Here is a 22,075-nt window from a genome sequence, read left to right as displayed (position 1 = left end):
TGAATGATTAGCGGTGCAAATAGTCACTTTGAAATTGCTATGCAGCCCGGATTGGCGGTATTTATGGACTTCCTAATTATTTTTAAAAAAAGTTCAACTTTTTTATAAAAAACTGTTTACATATCGACATCTAAGTCATATACTAACGTTGTTACATAGTTAAAGAAGCGTTACATCTTTGAGGGGATGAAGCTTCTGGTTAACTTCGAAGCTAGCAGGTTGTCACTAGGGATAACTTACCGAGCGGGGAGCGCAACAACTATCGTATGGAACTAGACATGAATTACTTAAGAACAAACACAAATAGAGGGGTGCATTAATTATGAAAAAGTCATTAAGCAGTTTAGTATTAGCCGGAGCATTATTATTAGGGGCCGTTGCACCAGTTACGGCAAACGCGGCAGCAACACCTTCAACTGGAGAGACGACGACTAGTGTTGAATTCACTAAGCCAACTGCACCAACGGCACCAGTTAACCCAACTGATCCAACAACGCCACTTGATCCAAAGACGCCAGATGGTGGTGACAATGGTGGTGCCACTGACCCAAGTAAGGCCGGCGACTTAGCCTTCTTATACGTATCAAAAGGAATCAACTTCGGGAGTCACCAGTCAGTGACTGACAAAGCAGCTGCTGATGCTCAGTCATTTAAAGCTCAAACGGTTGACACCCAAGATTTCGGTACTGGGACTGCTAACCCAAACTTAGTTACTGAAGTTAGTGATGCTCGTGGGACAAACGCTGGTTGGGAAGTCTCTGTTTCAGCTTCCAACTTAACTGGTGACAATGGTTCTTCCATCACTGGTGCTTCAATCCAGTTGGCTGCCAACACTAACCCTGAATTTCTTAAGAACTCTGCTGGTGACAAGATTACGGCCGGTACCCCAACATTAACTACTGGTGCTGACAGTGCTATTCTGTACTCAGCAGCTGCAGGTACTGGTGCTGGTATCAGCGCTATGCAGATTGCCCCAAACGACATTACTTTAGGCAAATTGCCAGTTAACGTTAAGGCCGGTACTTACACGGGTTCCTTAAACTGGACTTTGGGTGACACTCCAGAAGGTTAATATTTACGAAGACTGAGGGTGCTCATTAGCTTAATGAGCATCCTTTTATCTTACATAGGTTGAATAAGAAAGTGGTTGATGACCATTCAAAGGCTGTAATTAGCTTTTGAATGGTTGATTCTGGATATTTTGTATAGGGCCTTAAGGGTTTTACAAAAGAATAGAGTAGTTAGATTATTTTTAACCAATACGTACAGTTTGGGCATGGCATTATTATGACTAGGGTTTAGATTGTAGGTGTGCTTAACTTCTTTTGAAGTCGACTTATGTCTGTTAAAAATGATTACCTTATAAATAACCTCTTTAATTATGGAAAGGAGGGCGTTGACCGTGAAAAAGATTATCACACGACTAGTACTGGTAATCATCGTTGCGATTGGCTTCGGTGCAGGAACGTCAGCGCTCGCTCGTACGACGAATAGTAGTGGTGTCACGACTACGGGTGTGACGTTTACCAGTTCGCCGACTAAAGTGACACGTGGTGGCGGCGGAGATACTGGGGTTCCAAATGGACCCGTTAAGCCGAAACCGACTAATGGTGGATCAGGTGCAACGGTTACGCCTGACAGGCACTCTAGAGCTAAAACGTTAAAAGCCACTGCTGCAGATATTGTAGCTGGGAAATTGCCTCAGACGAGTGAAGCTCAAATGATGTTAGTGAGTTTAGTTGGTTTTCTCTTACTGATAGTTTTACTTTTGCTGGCACTGATCTATCGGCAAGCGCGGAAACTGCAGGAAGGGAGTGAATCAAGATGAAATTTAGAAAGTTTTTGATCTTTCTTGGTTTGCTCTTAACTGTGTTTGGAATTAGTTTTGTTTATACAGGGACTGCAAAGGCTGCCAGTATACCGAGTACTGGTTTTGCTAAGCTAACTGGTTCTACTATAGATAATGGTGGCTATGCTGGTAACGTGGCGCCTGGTTGGGATAGCGATGGTATTAACACGTCAGAGAATATGCTTGTGGGCGATATTTATGGGAATAATACGATTAACGGTCGAATTACCAGAAAGACAACCCAACTTTATGTAGCATATACGTTAGGCCTAATGGGTAAACCCATGACACTTAAGAATGGACATAACTTTCTGAGCGTATACGCTGATGTTTTAAAAACGACCGGAGCGGGAACAAGTGATGATGTTTCTTCAGCGGCAAGTACAAAGACGCCAAACATTGCGACGAATGTTGCCAGCGTAACAGCGCCTAGTGGCTATCAGTTAATCAATGTAGATTTTTCTGATTTAGGAACGAAATCCAGGTTACCAGTCTTAGTTGGATATACGTATACTGCAGATGATTATGGTACTGTAATCACGGTACCACGTGCCTTTGTGACACTTAAGGCTGATACAACGGCAGAAGCCTTGATGGCCCCAGTTAAAGTGACAGGGACGGCGACCGCCAACGCTGATGGCAATCCGACGATTAAAACGGTCGATTCAACAATTACTGGTACAGCTGCCAAAAATGCGGTCATTAGTGTTCCAGTTTTGAGTGCTGATGGAACGAGTAAAATGTATAGCACAACAGCTGATTCTGACGGGAATTTCTCTATTTCTGTGGGCGACGGACTAAAGAATGTCGCTGACGGTAGTAAATTAACCTTTACTGAGACGAATGATTTTGGTGATTCTAAGACTGGAACGGCCTATGTTCAGGCTAAACAGCCATTGGTAATTGATGCAACGAATAAGAGTCTGGATATCACGCCCGCTGATGTTGAAGCAATGGGGACGACGAATGATTCCGTGTATGCTTGGCTGGTTAGCCACGCCGGGATGAATGTTACGCAGGATTCGAAAGCTATTACTGAAGATACGGATGGCCTGAAATATACTAGTGATGATACGAATCTGGCGAAGACCATCGGTAGCTTGGCTAATGGTGCTAGCACAACTTTGAGTGTGGGTGCAACTGATACTGCCGGTGATAAGACTAATAGTAATGTTGAAATTAAGCTAACCAAAAACGATGGCGAGCTAAAATTTGGCGATATCAGTCAAGGCATGGACTTTGGTAGTCAAGCTGTTCCAATGAAGGAGACTCTAATTGCCCCTAAGGGATTGTCGGTTAACGTTCAAGACACCCGGGTAGCTAGTTCTGATTGGTCTGTGAGTGCTAATGCAAGCACGCTGACTGATGGCAATGGCCATACACTGGCTGGAAAATTAGTTTACTTGGACAGCAATGGTAATAAATACCAAATGACTGATCAGAATATTACGGTTGCTACCGGAGCTCGTCAATCTGGTAGTAACAGCTTTGACATTGCTGGTAAGTGGGCGACCTCGACGGATACAGCAGGCAAGGCTGGTATCTTCCTAGATGCAACGCCTAATATTTATTCTGGGACGACGTCGACCACTTATACTGGTGAAGTTACTTGGTCGCTGACTAATGCCCCTGGGACTGTTGGTCAGAGTTCAGTAACCGGACAATAACGTTAGGCTGAAAAACAATTTATTCATAAGAGGTTTAGAGTGAGCAACGTTCTTGATTATGAGAACGTTGCTTTTTTACTAGTTATCTTTGGTAGAAAAACAATAAGAACCAGTAATACTATCATATTAGTTTATAGGGATTACTTAATGTAAAAACAGTAAAATTCAATGGTTTTGAATTGATGGCAATTACTGCTGTTATGCAGATTTAGATTAAACAATCTGACTAGTATAAATTGGGACATTTATCAGATGGTGGCAAAAGTAGATTGATCATGGAATATTAAGAAAAGAAAAATTGGCTCGAAGATTAGCGACATGACGGTGTTTATATTTAAAACAAGAAATATAAAATAAATCGAACTTTTTCAAAAAAACTGTTTACATATCGACATATAAGCAATATAATAATGTTGTTACATAGACAGGGAAGTGTAACGAAGGTTTAGGACCTACACTTCATACCACTCTTCAAAATAGTCATTACTAGGATGGCTAGAGAACTGGTGCCTACTATCGAGTGAAGTTATTAATTAATTGTTGAGGAATGAAGAGCTAAATCACACAGAGGGGTGCAGATATCATGAAAAAATCATTAAGCAGTTTAGTATTAGCCGGGGCATTATTAGTCGGGGCCGTAGCGCCAGTCACAGCAAGCGCCGCAACTACATCATCAACTGGTAAGACAACTACCAGCGTTGAATTCACTAAGCCAACTGCGCCAGTTACGCCAGTTGATCCAGATAACCCTAGCACACCTGTAAAAACGGATCCAGGTAAGACCGATCATGGTGGTGCTACTGATCCAAGTAAGGCCGGAGATTTAGCCTTCTTGTACGTCTCAAAGGGCATCAACTTTGGGACTCACCAATCTGTTACGACTAAGACGGAAGCAGCTGCCCAATCATTTACAGCTGAAAGCGTTGATAGTCAGGACTTCGGTACTGGTACCCCTAATGCTAACTTAGTAACTGAAGTTAGTGATGCTCGTGGGACTAACGCTGGTTGGGAAGTAAGTGTAACTGCTTCTGACTTAACTGGTGACAACGGTTCTTCCATTACTGGTGCTTCTCTTCAACTGAATGGTGCTGCAACTGATGCTAAGAACAAGGTTATGAACTCTGCTGATGACACTATTGCATCCAACAGTAAGACTTTAACTACTGGTGGGAGTGCAGAAATGCTTTACTCTGCAGCTGTAGGTCATGGTGCAGGTACGACTGCTATGCAGATTGCCCCAGACAACATTAGCTTGAGTAACTTGCCAGTTAACGTTAAGGCTGGCACATACACTGGCACCTTGAACTGGACTTTGGGTGACACTCCAGAATCTTAATATTTATTATGACTAAAGGTGCTCATTGAATTTAAATGAGCGCCTTTTTTTTCTGGCATGTGTAGTATTATATAGGTGTATATAAAATCGGTTAATGTAGAGGTGCGAGGATGCAGGGAATTAAAAAAGTTGGCCTATTCTTTTTGATGGCTATTAGTATTGTTGTTGCTGGGGTAACATTTGAAACAACTGCACAAGCTGCTGGGAATAATGTTGGTTACAGTGTTTCTGCTAAAATTCCTAAAAATCAGATTAACAAGAACAATTCATTCTTTGATTTGAGAATGAAATCAGGTCAAACACAGACGTTACAGGTTAGAATCTACAACGTGACAAACAAGGATATTCAGGTTAAAACTGCGATTCATACGGCCTGGACGAACTCTGGTGGATCTGTTGAGTATGTAAAACCAGCAAAGTCGTTTGATTCTTCGTTACGTTACAAAATGAGTGATATTACTAAGATTCAAGGGAAAAAGACCATCACGATTCCAGCGGCCGGATCAAAGGTCGTCACGGCAACAGTTAAGATGCCTAAGACGAGTTTTAATGGTGTCATTCTTGGTGGTTGGTACTTTAAACGGGTTGATAATAAGGTTACCGGAACCGTTAAAGGTGCTGATAATATTCGCAACGAATATACCTACGTTGTTGGGATGAAGTACACTAAGGGACAAGTTCCCAATCCCAACATGAAGTTGGGTAAAGTAGCGGCAGGACTATCGTATAAGCGTCGTGGGGTGATTGCAGATTTACGTAACCCAACGGCTGTTATGATTCCTAAGCTAAAAGTGAATTCCACTATTACCAACCGTGATGGTGGAAGTGTCGTCAAGAAGGATGCTAATAAAAATGTCCTGATGGCCCCGAACACGGTTTACAATTACCCTATGCTTTATGGGGAGACGCCTTTAAAAGCAGGCCATTATCATTTACACATGGTTGCTAAAAATAGTGACCATGAGTGGGTTTTTGACCGTGACTTTACTATTACACAGGCTCAGGCAAATAAATATAACCATGATGCAATTGAAAATCCTGGGATTAGTATTTGGCTTTTAATTGCTTTAGGTGCCTTAGGTATGTTGATTCTGGTACTTCTGATTCTGTTGATTATTTACTTGATTCGTCGGCGTCGTCGTGACAAGAAAGATGAAGATGGTGACAAATAAATAAACAAGAAAGGGGGCGTTGATTGTGAAGAAGGTTCTCTTGCGATTGGTTTTGCTACTTATAGTGGCTTCTGGTCTGGAGATGGGAACATCAGCGCTCGCTCAGACTGTTAGCAATAGTAGTGGGACTACCCAGGTGGGCATTCGATTTACGGATAATCATACATCGAATCTGTCCCATGGTGGTGATCCAGCAACTATCGATGGCAGTATACCCAATGGAACGAAAAGAAATAAGAATGGTTTAGGCGCTGGTGACGCCCTAAATCCACCAACAAGCAACGGTCGATCAGGAGTGACTACCCTGAGAGCTGCAGCAGCTGATACGGTTGCTGGTCGTTTACCACAGACCAGTGAAGCGCGCATGTTTCTGGCAAGCTTAGTAGGCATCTTTCTCCTGATTGCGCTAATCTTAGCGTTATTAATCTACCAACAGGCACGCCTGTTGCGGGAGAAGGAGTGAGTCAGGATGAGATTTAAGAAAATTATGCTTCAGCTTGGCTTACTGTTGACCATTGTTGTGGGTGTTGGTTTGGTAAGCGAACAAACAGCGAAAGCGGCAACTGTACCAGCAGGTGCTAGCTTGATCAGTGGAAATTCGGTAACTTTTAAAGGATATGGGAATTCACCATTGAGAATTGCTGGAACCTCATCAACTGGGTGGTCATCATTGTCTTCTATGAAGCCTAGCTTGGTTTCGGTGGCGGCAAATAATGTTAAAGATGGTCGGCTCACTGATAAAACAACTAAAATTTACGTTGCTTTTTCGGGGACTGTTTCAGTTCCTGGAAATGGTTCAATGAACATTACGAATGTTAGAGCAGATATCACTAGGTCTCAGAAACTAGATTCAATTGCGATGAAGAGTCTCTTTTCTGGAGCAACCAAGAGTTTTACGATGTCTAGCGGTTACTATGAAATTGATGTGAACTTAAGTGACTTGAGAGATTATTGGCCCATTTCAATTAGTATTGATGTGAAGACCAGTGATCAGGCAGACTATGCTTATATGAAGTATGCCGAAATTAATCCCAACCAGTCAGTTACTACGGGCTGGGACAATTCAGGTCATGGCTTGAAAGTAAATTCAACGTATGGTTCAAGTGGTGGCGGAAATGTTGCCAGGTTAAAGTCCTCAGATACATTAATTTCTGGGACTGGGATGCCAGGTATGACAGTCATGATGATTTTGACATCTGCTTCAGGTGTCGATAGTACAATGACGAAAACGGTTAGTGCAGATGGAACATACAGCTTTGACCTTGGGGGCCCTCTTGGAAAAGTTTCACCAAAGGGAACTAGCCTATATCAATATAACGATATGGGTGATATTTCTATGGCCGGTGATTACGTTGTTCCGGTTCTAGACATACATGTCGCTAATCCTAATTTAACCATGTATCCTGATAGTGTGTCTGACAATATATCTGCAAAGACTGATGCCCAAGTTTTGAATTGGTTGGTCGGTGAGGCTGGAATCACTGTGACTCATGACGGAGATCCAGTTGTGAACTCTGACGTGACCTTTTCAAGCGCGACTACTGATTTAGCAACTAAAATTGCTAGTTTGACCGACAAGCAGAGTATGATAATTGATGTTAGTGCGGCGTTGGTAGCTACCCCAGGAACTAAGAGCGATGGTTCTCAACCAATCACCGTTACCAAAAGCGATGGTCAGCTCAAGTTCGGGACCATGAGTGGGTTAAACTTTGGGTCAGTTCCCGTGCCATCTAAGGAAACGTTGATTGCACCGGCTGATCAACCGAATATCCAGATTGATGATAGTCAGGCGGCTAATACCAACTGGTATGTTACGGCCAAGGCTTCCGAACTTACGTCTCAAGATGGCGCTAACCGTACGCTGAACGGCCATCTAGTTTATGTGGATACTGACGGCAATCAAGAACCAATGTCGTCTATCGTCCAAGTGGCTTCTGGTAAACGTGACCGTAGTACCACCTACCCGCAGAATATTGCGGCTGGTTGGGCTACAGCCAAGAGTGATACCAGTAAGACCCCCGAAGGGATTTACCTGGATGCTATGCCAAATGTTTACTCCGGTTCAGCTTCCACCGCCTATCAAGGGACCGTTACCTGGTACTTGGGTAATGTGCCGAACATGTCTGGTACCACAACCGATGACTCGTCTGATAGTAGCATTGTTAATAATGCGGACGCCAGCTCAGAGAGTGGGTCGACGAGACCGATTGTGAATAGTGGTTTTTAACCGAATAAATAGAGACCCATCACGGGAACCTTACCTATTGTGGTTCCCGTGATGGGTCTCTATTTAGTTGGCTATTTTTGAATGAATTGCATCAATGCTTCCACCAACATCCCTAGGGCCATGCCGTACATGGCGAGCATATCTTGATGGAAAGCCACCAGTAGGAAGACGGCAAAGTAAAAAATGACGGCAATCAATCGCCAGGTTTTTCGACGAGTCATTAGTTGAGCGCCGTAATCTTGCCGACGGCGATGGGTAACGTTACGTGAGTTGAGTAGTGGCCGACTGCCCCAGCAACTGTCTCTGGCAACGTTACATCGTCTGTGACACCATGAATGTAGATGACCCGCTTATCAAGTTCTAGGTCACTATCGTTGAAGGTTTCCTTGAACTTTTTACTCAGGGCAGCTAGGGGCACCACTTTAGTGTACGCGAAGTAGCCGTTGGCGTCGGACACTGGGTAGGCATCGTTGGGAATGTCCATCTCGTGAGGAGCGTCGTTGAAAGGGACCATTGTGGTTCCGGATACTGCACCGGTTTCGGGGAGGTCGACAAAGCCATCGTGGTTGACGTCCTGAGCAGCCGTAGCAATTTCAGCCGGCTTGCCATCGGGAAAACCGTGAAAATGTTCCCAGTGTTGGAGATTGGCTGGCGTATCGAACATCTCGATGTTGATGGTCAGTGAGCCGCCATTGACGGTGAACAGGGCCGTCCCGTGGGCGGCAGTACCAATAACTTGGTCATTTAATGGGACGATATTTGCTTGATAAATTTTCATGTGAAAAGCCTCCTCGAATTGATGAGCTTAGTATATAATGATTCTAATAATAAAAAATTGATAATTATCAAGAAAGGAAGAAAAAGATGACCCATTCACCGTTTAAATGTGTCCAGGGCGCCCCAATTTTTCGCGGATTGGACGATGCTGCAATTGCTGAACTGGCGAAGATTTCCGTTCACCAACAGGCCGTGAAGAAGGGGACTGTGTTGTACGATCCCACCACCAAGCTTGACCGAATGATGATTGTCGATCAGGGACGGGTCAAAGTCTATCAGCTCAACGAAAATGGTAAGGAGAAGGTGCTCTACATGTTGCGGGATGGTGCCATTGATAGCGAAGCGGCACTGTTTGCCAATCGGAATCACTTTAACTATGCCGAGGTCGTCGAGGACGCTAAAATTTGTTCCATCAGACGGGACGATTTTCAATCATTGATGCATCGGGAACCCGCGGTGGCCTTTAATTTGTTGAATATCCTAGGTGAGCGGCTAACCGAACTGGAGTCCGTGTCAGCGTTGACTGGTAATTTAAAATCTAAGAATCGGGTATTGGCTTATCTCCAGCAGATCGGTCGGGAAAAACAGGCGGCACAATTTGAGTTGCCGGTTCGGAAGAAGGAATTGGCTAGTTTTCTGGGTATTACGCCGGAGACTTTGAGTCGCCAGTTGGGACTTCTGGTAGATGATGGTTTGATTGCTTTAGCGGGGAAACGGGTAACTTTGCTGTAGATTAACGTTTTTGAGTACTCGGGAACGGTGGGGCTGGGATTTCTCCATAATTTATAACGGATAACAGAAAAACTGTGTAGCGATTCATGCCACCCCAGTTTTTTAACCAGTCCTATCACCTCACCACGTAATGGGCAGTTTGTGACGGCATCGCCTGTGTTGGGGACTAGCTTTCGATTGAACAAATAGAACCAGCAGCGGTGGTTAGGATTTTGTCCTAGCCGTCTATGTTGGTTCTATTAAACTGTTAGTATCCATGATATTCTTTTAAGAGTAATTAAATTGGGGGCTGGAACATGAAAAGAAACATTGTATTTATTGGTCTAGCAATGGTTTCGCTGGGGTTAGGATTAGCTACGACCTCAACTACCGCTAATGCTAAGACCATCAATTATGGTTCGATTGCTAGGGGCTCATCCTATCACGGGGTTTACGTCCGGTTTAAGTTCAATCGGCATCTGAGCCACGTTTCAAATAACCCGAACACTTGGAACAATGTTGCGGTTTACGATACTCAGATCAAGAATCGCAGTAAAAAATCGGTCAGATTCTACTTTTCCAAACTTTATTTTGCACCGTTAGATAATGATTATAATGAAGATTCAACTTTTCATGTCAATCGGCCTCACAAGTACGTTACGGTAAAACCGCATCATACCAAGGTTGTTAACAACAGTTTCCGTGATTCTGAAAATGCTATGGATAGTCTGTATATGCCGGAGTTCAAAAATAAACATACCGTTACATATTATTCGAACAACAATATTTACTTAACTATTATCAATTCAATGCACCATGCCTCTAAAGGGTACGGTTGGCATCCGACTTGGAAATGGTCTAAGCATTAATCTTTTCCATGTTATCGGGGATTAGGCCATAAAATAGCACCGCGGTTGGGATCTTTTCCTAAACGCGGTGTTATTTTTGGTCACACTTAGATAGCAGCATGCTGATATACCTAACGAGATTGCTCCTCATGAGGGTCATGGCAAATATTGCCAATCGAAATCCCCAAGGAAATCAGGATCAACGGCCAGCTTAACGTCCAAGTATACAGCCAGAAATTAGCGATTGTCGTGGGTTTGAAGAATCCCAGAATAGACGTTCCCTGAACCGTGCTGACGACAATCAGGAGTCCGAAGAGCACTAGCTGGCAGAGTAGACCACCATAGGTGGAGAACCGGTATTTATGGACGATAGCGGTGTCGCTATCGATTTCTGGTAAGCCGTAGAGGGTGGCGTTGATGGTGGGGTTATCGTAGCCCACGAAGAGGGTGATGAACGGGATGCCAAGCGCATAAGCTGGCCACCACGGAATCAGGAGAAAAAGGTGACCGGCCACCAGAGCCACTTGGCTGTACTTCAGAGCGCGAGTGGGGTCACCGTGACCAAGTTTACGAAAGACCGGGTAACCCGTCTCAAAACCGACGAGATACAGGGCAAACACCACGTACATGCCAACAGTGCCAAAATAGAAGTAGGCAAAGAAACCGTTGAAGAGCAAAACCAGGCTGACCAGAAAACCGCGGTTCAGTAGGCGAATCTTGTAGTTGGGCAACACGTGGCGGTCGCTATACAGTTCGATGGCCAAGACCAAGAGGGCCACCGCAATGATCGTCAAGAGCAGCCCGCCGGGGAGGTTGAGGCTTTGCTTACGTAGAGTGGTCAGGACGGCAATTGCTGCGAACCCAATCAGGGACAACACCCACCGCCAAATTTGATGGAGCCGGTGGGGCCGCAGATGGCGGTTTTGATAAAAGTCATTGGTAAAGTTATCAAGCAGGATGCCACCGGGCACTGCGGCCAAGTAGAGTACGGCGAGCAGGATGAAAGTCAGCGAGTAATTGAGACCCACTGCCAGATCAACAGCGAGGATGAGGCCCAGCCCTAGAAAGATGGCCCAGTAAAGCCGCTTCATTTTGAAGCCGGAACTGGTACTTAGGTGGAGCTTGACGGTCAGAAAATACGGCCAAATTGTGGCGGCGCTGTAGCCCCACAACAGACTGCCGACAATCAGCCAGCCAACGGCACTGTTTAGGGCAAACGTCAGGCTACCGACGGCCCCAAAGACTAGACTCACGATGAGATAGGTCGTAGAACGCAGGTTGAGCCGCTTGGTGTAGAAGATGCTGGCGGCTCGGGAAATGTAGAAGGCAACCAGGGCAATCAGAAACGTCTCACTCTGGGTCTGTTGATACTTTAGTAGCATCAGGATGTAGGGCAGCATGATGCCAATGTTAGCTAAAAAGTTGAGGGTGCCGACGGAGAAGTCGATGCCCATTTGGCGGACGCTGTGCACCTCACCATCTCCTTTAGTGTTTTAGTTAGGTTATCATGCGCCAGTTGGATACTTATTGGTCTCGTTCAAATTGATACGCAATTCAGAGCCGGAGGAAGCCAGGTGGTGCGCAGTGTCGATGTTCTTAGCGGTTTTGCCGCTTAGAACATGGGTTGCCCCACAGCGTACTACCTGGCAGCCACAGGCGGCCAACTGCCCACTACCTGCACTTTGATCTAAGACTAACAATTTAGGAGCAAACAAAAAACGCCAGCATACCCAAGCGGCATACTGACGTCAAACAAATTAAAATTAACCCTCCGAAGAAGTCTTCGGCGTTAAGCGTTTTTCGATGAAGGACAGTACCAGGTCGGTGATGATTGCCATTAAAGCGGTTGGCAATGCACCGGCCAAGATGATGGCCCCACCATTCGTTGCGTTGGTCCCGCGGACGATGATGTCCCCGAGCCCACCAGAACCGATGAACGAGCCGATAACGGTAATCCCAATTCCGATAACCAGCGCGTTACGAATCCCAGCAATGATGACGGAGAGTGACAGCGGAATCCGAATGGTCTTCATGACCTGGAACCGCGTCATCCCCATCCCTTTCCCAGCGTCCAGTACGTCGCCGTCGACACTGAGCATCCCAGTATAGGTGTTCTTGATGATTGGCAGGAGGGAGTAGAGGAAGACGGTCGCAATTACCGTATTTTCCCCGAGTCCCAATCCTAACATCAGAATCGACAGCATCGCCAGTGAGGGCACCGTCTGAATCACGTTTGCAATCCCGATGATCACTGGTGAGAGCCGGCGGTATTGGGAAATCCAAATACCCAGCGGAATCCCCACGATGGCGCCCAGAAGCACGCCATAGATGGAAACTAGGAACGTCTGGTTGAATTGACTGAGGACGTACATCCCGTTATGACTAAAATAGTAAATTAACTGATTGAACAGATCCATGTCTTTCATACTAGTCGTTCCCCCCTTCAAAGTAGTGGTGCGCCTTCAAGAAGTCGTTGGCCACGGTCTGTGGTTCTTCGAGTTGGTCGTCCACCTTGTAGTTCAAGGTCTGCATGGTCTTCAAAGAAATCTTGCCGGCCAACCGGTTTAAGACGGGCTTCAATTCCGGATGGGCCTTCAGGATGGCGTCGGTCGCAACCGGTGCGGCATCGTAAGGTGGGAAGAAGTTCTTGTCGTCCTTCAGCAATTTCAAATGATAGCTGGAGACCCGGCCGTCGGTGGAATAACCCAAGATGGCGTTCATTTTATCGGCAGACAGTGCGTCGTAGAGCAGTCCGGTCTGCATCGGCAAAACTTTGCCAAAGCCGAAACCGTACATCTTTTGGAAGGCGGGGTAACCGTCTCCTTGACGGTTTTGCCAGATTTGGTCGATCCCAACGGTCATATTGGGCGAAAGCTTTTGCAGGTCACTGACCGTCTGTAAGTTATGCTTCTTGGCGTAACTCTGCTTGACCATCCAGGCGTACGTATCTGAGAACCCATAGTTTTTAAGGTAGGTCATGTGGTAACGGCTCTGAAATTCATCCCTGACGGTCGTCTTGACCTTGGCGGGGTCCCGTTCGAATTTTTCGTTCAGGATGGTCGTCAGGTCGGTCCCGTAGAACCGAATGGACGAGATGTCAGCTTGTTTATTCTTCAGGGCGTTGAAACTCACGTTACCAGACCCCAGGTTGTTGATGATGGTTGAATCTAATTTGGTGTAGTGGGTGATCATGCCTTGAATCATGTAGGCCATGATCTGTTGTTCAGTCGTGTTCTGAGAGGCGATGCGGATGGTGTTATCGCCCGAACCGGATAGCCCAGGAAAGCTGAAGCTGCACCCACTTAACGGTAATATTGCAATGACTACCAGAAGTCCGGCGAGCCATTTGCGTAAATGTTTTCGCATAACGGACCTCCTATCGTAATGGCTTAGGCATGACGGCACGTTCCACTTTACCCAACAGGTAGTCGACCAGGAGCGCCAACAGGATAACGGGAATCGAGCCGCCGAGGATCAGGTCGGACCGGTAAAGGTTCAACCCGTTGAAAATGAAGTCCCCGAGGCCACCAGCACCAATGTAGGAAGCTAACGTCGCCCAAGCAATCACGTAGGTGGCGGAGAGCCGAATACCAGACATGATGACGGGCGCAGCCAACGGAATCTCAGCCCGCGTCATCATTTGCCACCAAGTCATTCCCATCCCTTTGGCAGCGTCGCGGACGGTCGGTGAGACCCCTTGCATGCCTAAATAAGTGTTGCGGAGAATCGGTAACAACGAGTAAATGAAGAGGGCCACAATGGCGGGCGTGGAGCCGATACCAAAGATGGGAATCATCATCGCTAACAGGGCCATGGCGGGGATGGTTTGTAGCACCCCGGCCAGTGACATTACAAGGTTAGCACCGTGTTTCATGCGGGTGAGTAAGATTCCCAGCGGAACGGCCACGATGACACCTAGCCCCAGGGCAGCTGCGGAGATCAACAGGTGTTGCCCCGTCTTACTGAGCAGTTGAGTCCCATAAGTTGCTAAAAAGTGCATCATTGTGGCATTTCGCCTCCTTCACGGGTTGCGGCAGCATGGATATCAGCATTAATTGGTGAAGCAGGTTTCTCATTGGCGTCGGGTGCACCATGTAAGGCATCGTAGACGATATCCACGAGGGCGGTCCGCGTGACGATACCGACTAAGCGTTTGTCTTCGTCGACGACGGGCACGTTCTTCACACCTTTTTTCAGGATGCGGTCGACGGTATCACCAATCAACGCATTGGCCTTAACGTAGAAGACCCGGTCTTGTGTGAACCGGCTGACTGGCGTATGGGCATCCGCGATACGGTTGATATCATCCAAGTCAACGAAGCCTTGCAGAACACCGGTTTTGTCGGTAACTAACAGCGTATCAACTCGCCGTTCATGCATTTGTTCAATGGCGTCTTCCAACGTCTTGTCAGGAGTGATGGCGGCGGGGTTCTTTAACATGATTTGACTAACCGTCAGAATGTTTGGTTGCGCTCTGATCAGGCGTTCCTCCCCAATCAAGTTTGTGACGAACTCGTTGGCGGGGTGGCGTAAGATGTTTTCGGGTGTGTCGACTTGGACCTGCTTACCCTGGCTCATGATAACGACCTTAGTTGAGAGGTTCAGCGCTTCATCCATATCATGGGTGACGAAGATGAAGGTCTTGCCGAGGTCTTTTTGTAAATGCTTGACCAAATCCTGGAGAGATTCACGCGTGATGGGGTCCAAGGCCCCAAAGGGTTCATCCATTAAAATGAGTTCTTGATCGGCGGCTAGGGCGCGAACGACCCCAATCCGTTGCTGCTGCCCACCGGAGAGCTCTCCGGGGTAGCGTTGCAGCATTTCATCTGGCAACTGTGCCAGGGCAATCATTTTGTGCGCTTGTTCTTCGCGCTTTTCCTTGGACCAGCCAAGTAGTTTCGGAACCATTTCAATGTTTTCTTGAATGGTCATGTGGGGCATCAGCCCGGTGTTTTGAATCACGTAGCCAATTGACCGCCGGAGCTTGACTGGATCCATCTTAGAAATATCCTTACCGTTGATCTTGATGGTACCGGAAGTTTGATTGAGCATGCGATTGATCATCCGCATGGTCGTGGTCTTGCCTGAGCCAGACGTTCCGATAAAGGCAATGAATTCGCCGCGGTCGACCTCTAAGTTGAAGTCGTCGACGGCTATTTTACCGTTAGGATATTCTTTACGTAGATGTTCCATTGAAAGTAGCATAGATTAACCTCCTGTGTGATGGTGTCACGTTCGCCGACAGTTCTTCGGCGTAAAAATAACGATCGGTGTGCCGGCAGCACGCGTTAGTCACGAAGCAACCTGGAGACCGGTCGTATTTGAATTCTCAACTCTCGATTAGTACTCATTGTACACGAATTACCCCCGCAATCCAAAAGATAACCATTGCTACTGTTGATGATATGTGAGTGTGAACGAATTCACGTAAGCCCTTATCCCGTATAGGAGTAAGCAATGAACCGCCTCCAAAACTCGCTCAGAAAAATGAGTTTTTAATAAGAAATTTCTTATTAATCTTAGCGGAAATTATTTTAAAAATAGGGCTTGCCTTCGACTAAGTCTAACCCCTTATACTAAGAAACATCATCAAAACGAAAGGGAGTTACGACCTTGAAACGAATCCTGCTTGCTGGGGCGTTAGACACGACCAGCCAAACCTTTGTCCGCCAACTCAGTCAAAATAATCACGTGAGTTTAACCGTGTACACACCGAGTGCGGTCGACTTGCCGCAATCCGTCATGGCTCTGACCGGTGAGACGCTGGACGAGGGTGGGTTAACGGCCGCCATGCTTGACCAAGACATGGTGGTGGCCTTGGTGCCAACTATCAAATTGACCCAGACGGTGACGACGCTGATTACTGCGGCACAGGCCGCGGGTACGCACCGGTTGTTGGTCGGTCGGACCGACGACATCGTTGAATTGCCTGGCCAAATTAGGGATGCCCGGCGGCAACTGATGACGGCTGGCCTGGACTTTGACCTCGTGGATGGTTTTGGCGAAATCAACACACTCTTGGCAGTTAATCCGGCTCCCGTTAAGGTTTTTGGGAGCGACGATGCTGACGTGCCCCTAACTAAGTTCGCGGGGTAAGCACGCCACTAATTGTCACCTGCGGCCGCCAGTAATGGCGTCTGCTGTGGGGACCGGAGTAAGCCTGAGAAGCGGTCTTACTCCTCGACTTGAAACCTCGGAAGACCACCGAGTTTCCAAGATCGTCCCGTGTTCTAAGTCCGACAGTTCACCGGACTAAGAACACCGACACAGCTGCCACCATTCCTGGCGACCTCCGGTTATGGCAGTGGGGTGCTGGCAACTGCAGTGATTAGATAATGCTAATTGGAGTTGGGTAATGTTACCTGATTATTTGTAGGAAAAATTTGTCGAAATTTCAGCATTGAATTAGCATACTCAAGTGAGTTTTAGTAATTATGATAAATATTATCAGCTTCACGACTACTTAATTTATTTGTAAAGTTGGACAGTGTAGCACCAGAAGGTCAGGGATGTAGCTAGCTGTGTCGATGGCCTTGGCTGACTGTTTTGTCAGCTTAGGCCATGGGACGAGCTTGGAGACGCGTGATCTGCGCGGCTTCAAGTCGAGGGGAAAGACCGTTCTGTGGCTTTCCCCGGTCCCCACAGCTAGCGAAATTCCTGACCTGCTGGTGCGGGCCATACGAATTTTGAACAAAAATAAATAGGCGTTGTCGCGGAAGGACTTGATGAGATCAAGCCGTTCTGCGACAGCGTCTATTTTGTGCGTGTAATTAAGCGGCCGATTGGACCTTAGACTTGCGAATTTCTGGAACGAGCCACCAAATCAATGCGAGGTTGATCAGCATGAGAGCCGCCGTTGAGAAGAAGACTGCATTGTAGTTGAAGACCCCGGCAATCCAGCCACCTAGTAGTGATCCCAGCATATTTCCAATTGCTTGAAAGGACTGGTTCCAACTGAAGACGGTGGAGGTCAACTCGACTGGCGAATTTTTAGTCAATAACGTTTGGATTTCGGGGAACAAGGCGCCGTCGGAAATACCGATCATGAAGCGTAGAATCCCTAAGACCCAGACGCTGGTGACCAACCCTTGTGGCAGGTACATCAGAAACGCGAAAACGTAACCGAAGATGAGCACCTTACCAGAACCGTGCTCGTCACCATAACGCCCCAGTCGTGGTGACGCAAAGATGTTTGAAATCCCGGGTAGGGCCGCAATGACCCCGGCGACCACGGTGATTGGGCCGACGTTATGCATCAGTTCTTTGACGTAGAGACTGATGATGGGAGAAATAGAAATGTTCCCGAATTGGACGATCAAGGTGGACGTCAAAAGAACCAAAATTAGTTTGGGATTTGGAAAGGCGGCCAGTGGATTGTGGCTGCGTTCGGCCGCTGGTTTCTTCTGAACCGGTTTGAACTTTTCTTCTACTAAAACCCAACTCATGATAAAGGTGATAAATAACAGGGCGGCGGTGATGAAGAAGGTCAGTCGAATTGAGAAGACCTGTGCTAACACACCACCGATGACGGGTCCCAGCAACATTCCGCTGGTAACCCCGGTCATGAGGGTACTGAGAGAAGCACCACTGTGATTCCGCGGTGTCTGTGAGGCGACTAAAGCCTGTGCGTTGGAAATGAAACCGGCGAAGACCCCTTGGAGGGCTCGCAGAGCGACCAACTGCCAAACGCTGGTGGCAAATCCCATCAACGCCATGGCACCAGCCGTTCCTAGTGATGCCCGCAGTAGCATGAGTTTCCGACCCTTACGGTCAGCGACCATGCCCCAAAGTGGGGATGCGATGGCGCTGACAAAGAAGTCGGCCGCGTAGACTAACCCACTATACATGGTGACTTGTGACTTGGTGTAATCACCTAAACTACTAATATATAACGATAGAAATGGCATGATTTCACTGAAAGCCATGCCGGCAACGAACGTACAAAACCAGAGAACCCGCAGATTACGACGCCAGAGTCCGTGTTCTCTTTCAGTTTCGTCCAAAGTGGTTCAACTCCTTATTGAATGAATTGATTAGTGAGATTACCCGTAGTAACGCAAACTAATCGTGACTTAATCGAAATGGCAACCATACTAACATACCCCCATATTCCTGGAAGGTCAACGCTTAGTGCTTATTTGTATGCGCTCGCAAGTGGTTGCGACCATAGCGATGCGTGGAATTCAAAAATTCTTGAATGACGGACGAGCTAGGAGGTTTTTTGAAGTCCAAATGACGGCGGGCAATCATGGTGATGACTAAACGCAAACAGCGAGTACGCCGTTTAGTTGGCGTACTCGCTGTTATTTTGGGTAGTCAGTGATTGGTTAAGCTTCTGGGAAGTAATCACCCGCGGCAATTCGTTCAAGCAGCCGGCGCGATGGGATAAAGAAGGCACTGCCCGTGATGGGGGTGCTGAAGTCTAATAGCCGGTCGCTTTGGCTGAACATGTTATTCAGCATGCGTTGGGTCACGGTGAAGTGACGCGCGTAGCCGATGAAGTAGGTTCCCACGATACCATGACCTGGCTGGGCATAGGGCACGTTCATCCGCACGATTTTGTGTTCAATATCATCCTCGTTATCCTGCGAAGCAATGTTGTGGGCGTTAGGTAGCTTTTCATCGTCTTCCAACTCGCGGTCACTAAATTTGTGACGACCGATGGATTTTTCCTGGTCTTCAGTCTTGAGGGCGTTCCACGCGTCCATATTGTGTTCGTACTTTTGGGCAAAGGCGTAAGAACCATTGCTGAATTCTGGGTCTTCGTCACCAATCAGGGCGTACTGCGTTGCGTCGGGACCGGCAGGGTTTTCCGTACCGTCAATAAAGCCGATGATGGCGCGGCCCTCAAAGTACCGGAACCCCGGTGTTTCGTCAACGACGGTCGTCCAGTCGCGGAGAAACTCGCGCGCCTGATCTAAAACTTCATAAACCACGGCCATTTCCTTGGCGCGGACGTGGAGGAACAGGTCGCCTGGCGTGGCAGGTGCCGTGTATTTAGGTCCCTGAACCTCCTGAAAGTCAACGAGTTCTTTGGGCCGATTAGCGGTCGGAAAGAGGAGTTGCCAAGCGGTCGCCCCAATGCCAAATGCCACTCTCAACTGGGCGTCTGGATAGCGGATGGCCATACTTCGTTCGATGGCCGCGAGTCGGTCGGTAAATTCGGCGAGAGCGTCACGGTCTGAATCGAGGTGGTCACGGTCAATCAGATAGGTGGTGAACATGATGTTGTCACCAGCATCGCGGTAAACATCTTGCGCATCGGCGGGATTAATAGGCATGTAAGGTTCCTCCTCTGGAGTTCAATAATCAGTCGTTGCAACGAGTATAGCATGGTCGGCGGATGAGTTGGCGCTTAACGGTCTGAGATTTGTGCAGTGACTACGGTTAGAAAAATGGCGCCCGTTAAGTTAGTTAACAAGCGTCATCGAGTCGTTGATTATTTAAAACTGGCCACCCCTTTGGCCAACCGGTTCAGGCCGTCTTCAAGGCGCTCAGCCGGACAGGCAACATTAATTCGAATGCAGCGATGGCCGTCACCACCGTAAACTTCGCCGGCTGAAATGTATAAGCCAGTAGTTTGCCGAATATGGTCGCAGAGCGCAGTGGTGTCGTTAGTAATTTCATGACAGTCGATCCACACCAAGTAAGTAGCGTGGCCGGCAATCACGTGGAGCTTTGGTAACTGTTTACCGATAAATTTGGTCAGTAGTTGCTTGTTAGCCGTGATAGTGGTGTTTAGCTCGTGCACCCAGTCAGCGCCCTTGGTATAAGCAGCGATACTTCCAGGAACGGCAAAGGCGTTGGGTTCGGCCAACTCTTCGCTGTTGATTCCCCGGTCGACCTGGTTACGCAGGTTCTCGTTAGGGATGATTAACGTTGCCGCATGCAGGGCGGCGACATTGAAGGTTTTGCTGGGAGACACAGCGGTAATACTATTCATGGCAGCGGCATCACTAACGGATGCAAATGGCGTGTAGGCGTATCCAGGGTCGGTAATATCGCCATGAATTTCATCAGCGAAGACGGTCACGTGGTTTGCTGCAGCCAGGTCCGCAATTCGTTTGAGGTCAGCCGGTTGCCAGATGAGACCGATTGGATTATGTGGATTACATAGAATCATCATAGTGGTGAGCGGGTCCGCCATCTTAGCTTCTAAGTCTGCCCAATCAATGCTGTAACTTCCGTTATCTTCAACTAGGTCGCTGGAAAGAACGTGGCGGCCATTGTTGAGAATGGAATTATAGAAGATATTGTAAACAGGCGCTTGGATCAGGACGTTATCGCCAAGGTGACTAATACGGCGCACAGCTGATGAAAGTGCTGGGACAACACCGGTTACAAAGCGCATCCAATCGGTGTTGGGTGCCCAATCGTGTTCGGTGGCATACCAGTGTTGGACTGCCTCAAAGTAGGCGGCAGGCACTTCTTCGTAGCCAAAGATGCCAGTATCTGCTTTTTGTTTGATGGCCGCTACGATTTCGGGAGCTGTTCGAAAATCCATGTCGGCCACCCACATTGGGAGTTCGTTGTCCTTAACGTCCCACTTGATAGAACTAGTGTGGCGACGGTCGACCATTTCAGAAAAGTTATAACGCATTAGTTATGTTCCTCCTCAGTCGTTGTAATAGTCGTTCGCGAAGCGTCAATCTGTGGATCGTCGAAGATTACTTGGCCGATCTTTGGTGCAGAAATCCTACCACTAATGGGGTTCTTAACACTGTCAATGGTGGTGTTGATGTCGGCATCGATATCTGAACAGTATTCGAAGGACAGGTCGGTATTGAGCAGCGAACAATTCTTTAACGTTAGGTGTTCAACGTAACACAGCCCCTGATCACTTTCCAGCCAACAGTTGACGAAGGTGATGTTCTTGGTGTTCCAAGCCAGGTACTCGCCGATGATGGTGGAATCGTACACGGTCACGTTGTCACAGTTCCAAAAGGCATCGTGCGTGATAAACGTGGAATTATGGACCTCAACGTTCTTGCTCCCATCGAAGGCGTAGTTACCGGTAATTTTCAGATTGTTAGCCACCACGTGGTCGTTGTTCATACCAAAGTAGTCGCCAGTTGCAGTGACGTTATTCAACTCTACGTGGTCGCACCACCAGAGTGTTTCGTCGGCGTTTGAGAAGGTTACATCGTTCATTTTGAGATAACTAGCATGCCGAAAAGTCTTGGTGGCACGGATCATTGAATTGTTCATGGTGAGGTTGGTGGTGTACCAGATACCAGCATGGGCATCAGGTTGCCACGTTGTGTCGTCGAGCTGGGCATTGTTGGTATACCACAATGGGTACTTGTATTTGAAAATCGTGTGATCGATGGCGAGGTTCGCCCCGTGTTTCAATGGGGATTCGCCGTCCACAAAGGTGCTATTCGTAATATGAAGGTCGTGGGCCTGAAAGAGGGCGCGTTCGCCCGTAAATGTTTGCTGATTTAATGTTTTTGTCAAAATATGGTTCGACTCCTTTTTGCCGATGAGG

General features: G+C 47.4%; 21 protein-coding genes. 10 read left to right on the top strand and 11 right to left on the bottom strand.

Translation table 11 applies throughout. The features are described 5' to 3' along the window. Positions 1–322: 322 nt before the first annotated feature. The 7 genes from EKM87_RS02790 to EKM87_RS02760 all read left to right on the top strand — a co-directional run bounded on the left by EKM87_RS02790 (position 323) and on the right by EKM87_RS02760 (position 8,251). Positions 323–1,072 (top strand): WxL domain-containing protein, encoded by a 750-nt coding sequence (locus EKM87_RS02790; protein ID WP_125681622.1) that lies wholly within the window; start codon positions 323–325, stop codon positions 1,070–1,072. Between the two features lie 330 nt (positions 1,073–1,402). After that, a complete protein-coding gene (locus EKM87_RS02785) occupies positions 1,403–1,828 on the top strand; it encodes an LPXTG cell wall anchor domain-containing protein (protein ID WP_164506419.1) in 426 nt (141 codons plus the stop codon). Beyond that, the gene (locus EKM87_RS02780) at positions 1,825–3,516 is read left to right on the top strand and encodes an autotransporter outer membrane beta-barrel domain-containing protein (protein ID WP_125681618.1); all 1,692 of its coding nucleotides are present in this window, start codon (positions 1,825–1,827) and stop codon (positions 3,514–3,516) included. The genes EKM87_RS02785 and EKM87_RS02780 overlap by 4 nt, the downstream gene beginning before the upstream one ends. Positions 3,517–4,099: 583 nt before the next feature. Continuing rightward, positions 4,100–4,852 (top strand): WxL domain-containing protein, encoded by a 753-nt coding sequence (locus tag EKM87_RS02775; protein ID WP_125681616.1) that lies wholly within the window; start codon positions 4,100–4,102, stop codon positions 4,850–4,852. A gap of 146 nt (positions 4,853–4,998) precedes the next feature. Next, on the top strand, positions 4,999–6,024 hold the full coding sequence (locus EKM87_RS02770; RefSeq protein ID WP_225428382.1) for a DUF916 and DUF3324 domain-containing protein: 1,026 nt from the start codon (positions 4,999–5,001) through the stop codon (positions 6,022–6,024). 25 nt (positions 6,025–6,049) lie between these two features. Further along, entirely contained in the window at positions 6,050–6,487 is a 438-nt protein-coding gene (locus EKM87_RS02765) for an LPXTG cell wall anchor domain-containing protein (protein ID WP_125681612.1), read from the top strand. Between the two features lie 6 nt (positions 6,488–6,493). Further along, entirely contained in the window at positions 6,494–8,251 is a 1,758-nt protein-coding gene (locus tag EKM87_RS02760; protein ID WP_125681610.1) for a WxL domain-containing protein, read from the top strand. Between the two features lie 71 nt (positions 8,252–8,322). On the opposite strand, the gene EKM87_RS12360 is transcribed toward EKM87_RS02760, so the two are convergent. Together EKM87_RS12360 and EKM87_RS02755 are read right to left on the bottom strand one after the other, a co-directional pair. Continuing rightward, positions 8,323–8,472 carry a hypothetical protein gene (locus tag EKM87_RS12360; protein WP_164506418.1) on the bottom strand — a complete coding sequence of 50 codons (150 nt, stop codon included), beginning with the start codon at positions 8,470–8,472 and terminating at the stop codon, positions 8,323–8,325. Continuing rightward, complete coding sequence (locus EKM87_RS02755; RefSeq protein WP_125681608.1) at positions 8,472–9,029, bottom strand: hypothetical protein; 558 nt, start codon at positions 9,027–9,029, stop codon at positions 8,472–8,474. Before EKM87_RS02755 ends, EKM87_RS12360 begins: the two co-directional genes overlap by 1 nt. An 86-nt stretch (positions 9,030–9,115) precedes the next feature. Between EKM87_RS02755 and EKM87_RS02750 the strand changes: the two genes are divergently transcribed. Next, a complete protein-coding gene (locus tag EKM87_RS02750) occupies positions 9,116–9,760 on the top strand; it encodes a Crp/Fnr family transcriptional regulator (RefSeq protein WP_125681605.1) in 645 nt (214 codons plus the stop codon). A 296-nt stretch (positions 9,761–10,056) separates the two neighbouring features. Continuing rightward, positions 10,057–10,608, top strand: a complete 552-nt coding sequence (locus tag EKM87_RS02745) for a hypothetical protein (protein ID WP_125681603.1) — start codon at positions 10,057–10,059, stop codon at positions 10,606–10,608. A gap of 110 nt (positions 10,609–10,718) precedes the next feature. On the opposite strand, the gene EKM87_RS02740 is transcribed toward EKM87_RS02745, so the two are convergent. From EKM87_RS02740 to EKM87_RS02720, 5 genes are all read right to left on the bottom strand, one after another. After that, the gene (locus EKM87_RS02740) at positions 10,719–12,059 is read right to left on the bottom strand and encodes a hypothetical protein (RefSeq protein ID WP_125681601.1); all 1,341 of its coding nucleotides are present in this window, start codon (positions 12,057–12,059) and stop codon (positions 10,719–10,721) included. A 291-nt stretch (positions 12,060–12,350) separates the two neighbouring features. Continuing rightward, complete coding sequence (locus tag EKM87_RS02735; protein WP_125681599.1) at positions 12,351–13,013, bottom strand: ABC transporter permease; 663 nt, start codon at positions 13,011–13,013, stop codon at positions 12,351–12,353. 1 nt (position 13,014) lies between these two features. Next, entirely contained in the window at positions 13,015–13,953 is a 939-nt protein-coding gene (locus EKM87_RS02730) for an osmoprotectant ABC transporter substrate-binding protein (RefSeq protein ID WP_125681597.1), read from the bottom strand. Between the two features lie 10 nt (positions 13,954–13,963). Next, entirely contained in the window at positions 13,964–14,590 is a 627-nt protein-coding gene (locus EKM87_RS02725; RefSeq protein ID WP_125681596.1) for an ABC transporter permease, read from the bottom strand. Next, positions 14,587–15,792 (bottom strand): betaine/proline/choline family ABC transporter ATP-binding protein, encoded by a 1,206-nt coding sequence (locus EKM87_RS02720; protein WP_125681594.1) that lies wholly within the window; start codon positions 15,790–15,792, stop codon positions 14,587–14,589. The genes EKM87_RS02725 and EKM87_RS02720 overlap by 4 nt, the downstream gene beginning before the upstream one ends. A gap of 408 nt (positions 15,793–16,200) precedes the next feature. Here EKM87_RS02720 and EKM87_RS02715 point away from each other — a divergent pair, with 408 nt between their 5' ends. Beyond that, a complete protein-coding gene (locus EKM87_RS02715) occupies positions 16,201–16,683 on the top strand; it encodes an NAD(P)H-binding protein (protein WP_125681592.1) in 483 nt (160 codons plus the stop codon). A gap of 674 nt (positions 16,684–17,357) precedes the next feature. Here EKM87_RS02715 and EKM87_RS02710 read toward each other — a convergent pair. The 4 genes from EKM87_RS02710 to EKM87_RS02695 all read right to left on the bottom strand — a co-directional run bounded on the left by EKM87_RS02710 (position 17,358) and on the right by EKM87_RS02695 (position 22,044). Continuing rightward, on the bottom strand, positions 17,358–18,590 hold the full coding sequence (locus EKM87_RS02710) for an MFS transporter (protein ID WP_125681590.1): 1,233 nt from the start codon (positions 18,588–18,590) through the stop codon (positions 17,358–17,360). Positions 18,591–18,914: 324 nt separating this feature from the next. Next, positions 18,915–19,868 (bottom strand): Dyp-type peroxidase, encoded by a 954-nt coding sequence (locus tag EKM87_RS02705; protein ID WP_125681588.1) that lies wholly within the window; start codon positions 19,866–19,868, stop codon positions 18,915–18,917. Between the two features lie 158 nt (positions 19,869–20,026). Then, the gene (locus EKM87_RS02700; protein ID WP_125681586.1) at positions 20,027–21,187 is read right to left on the bottom strand and encodes a MalY/PatB family protein; all 1,161 of its coding nucleotides are present in this window, start codon (positions 21,185–21,187) and stop codon (positions 20,027–20,029) included. Then, positions 21,187–22,044, bottom strand: a complete 858-nt coding sequence (locus EKM87_RS02695; RefSeq protein ID WP_125681584.1) for a DUF3737 family protein — start codon at positions 22,042–22,044, stop codon at positions 21,187–21,189. Before EKM87_RS02695 ends, EKM87_RS02700 begins: the two co-directional genes overlap by 1 nt. Positions 22,045–22,075 lie beyond the last annotated feature (31 nt).

The sequence above is a fragment of the Levilactobacillus yonginensis genome (assembly GCF_003946265.1).
GTDB classification, from domain to species: Bacteria; Bacillota; Bacilli; order Lactobacillales; family Lactobacillaceae; genus Levilactobacillus; species Levilactobacillus yonginensis.
Note: the sequence above shows the minus strand (reverse complement) of the source record. Positions and strands in the feature narration are given on the sequence as shown.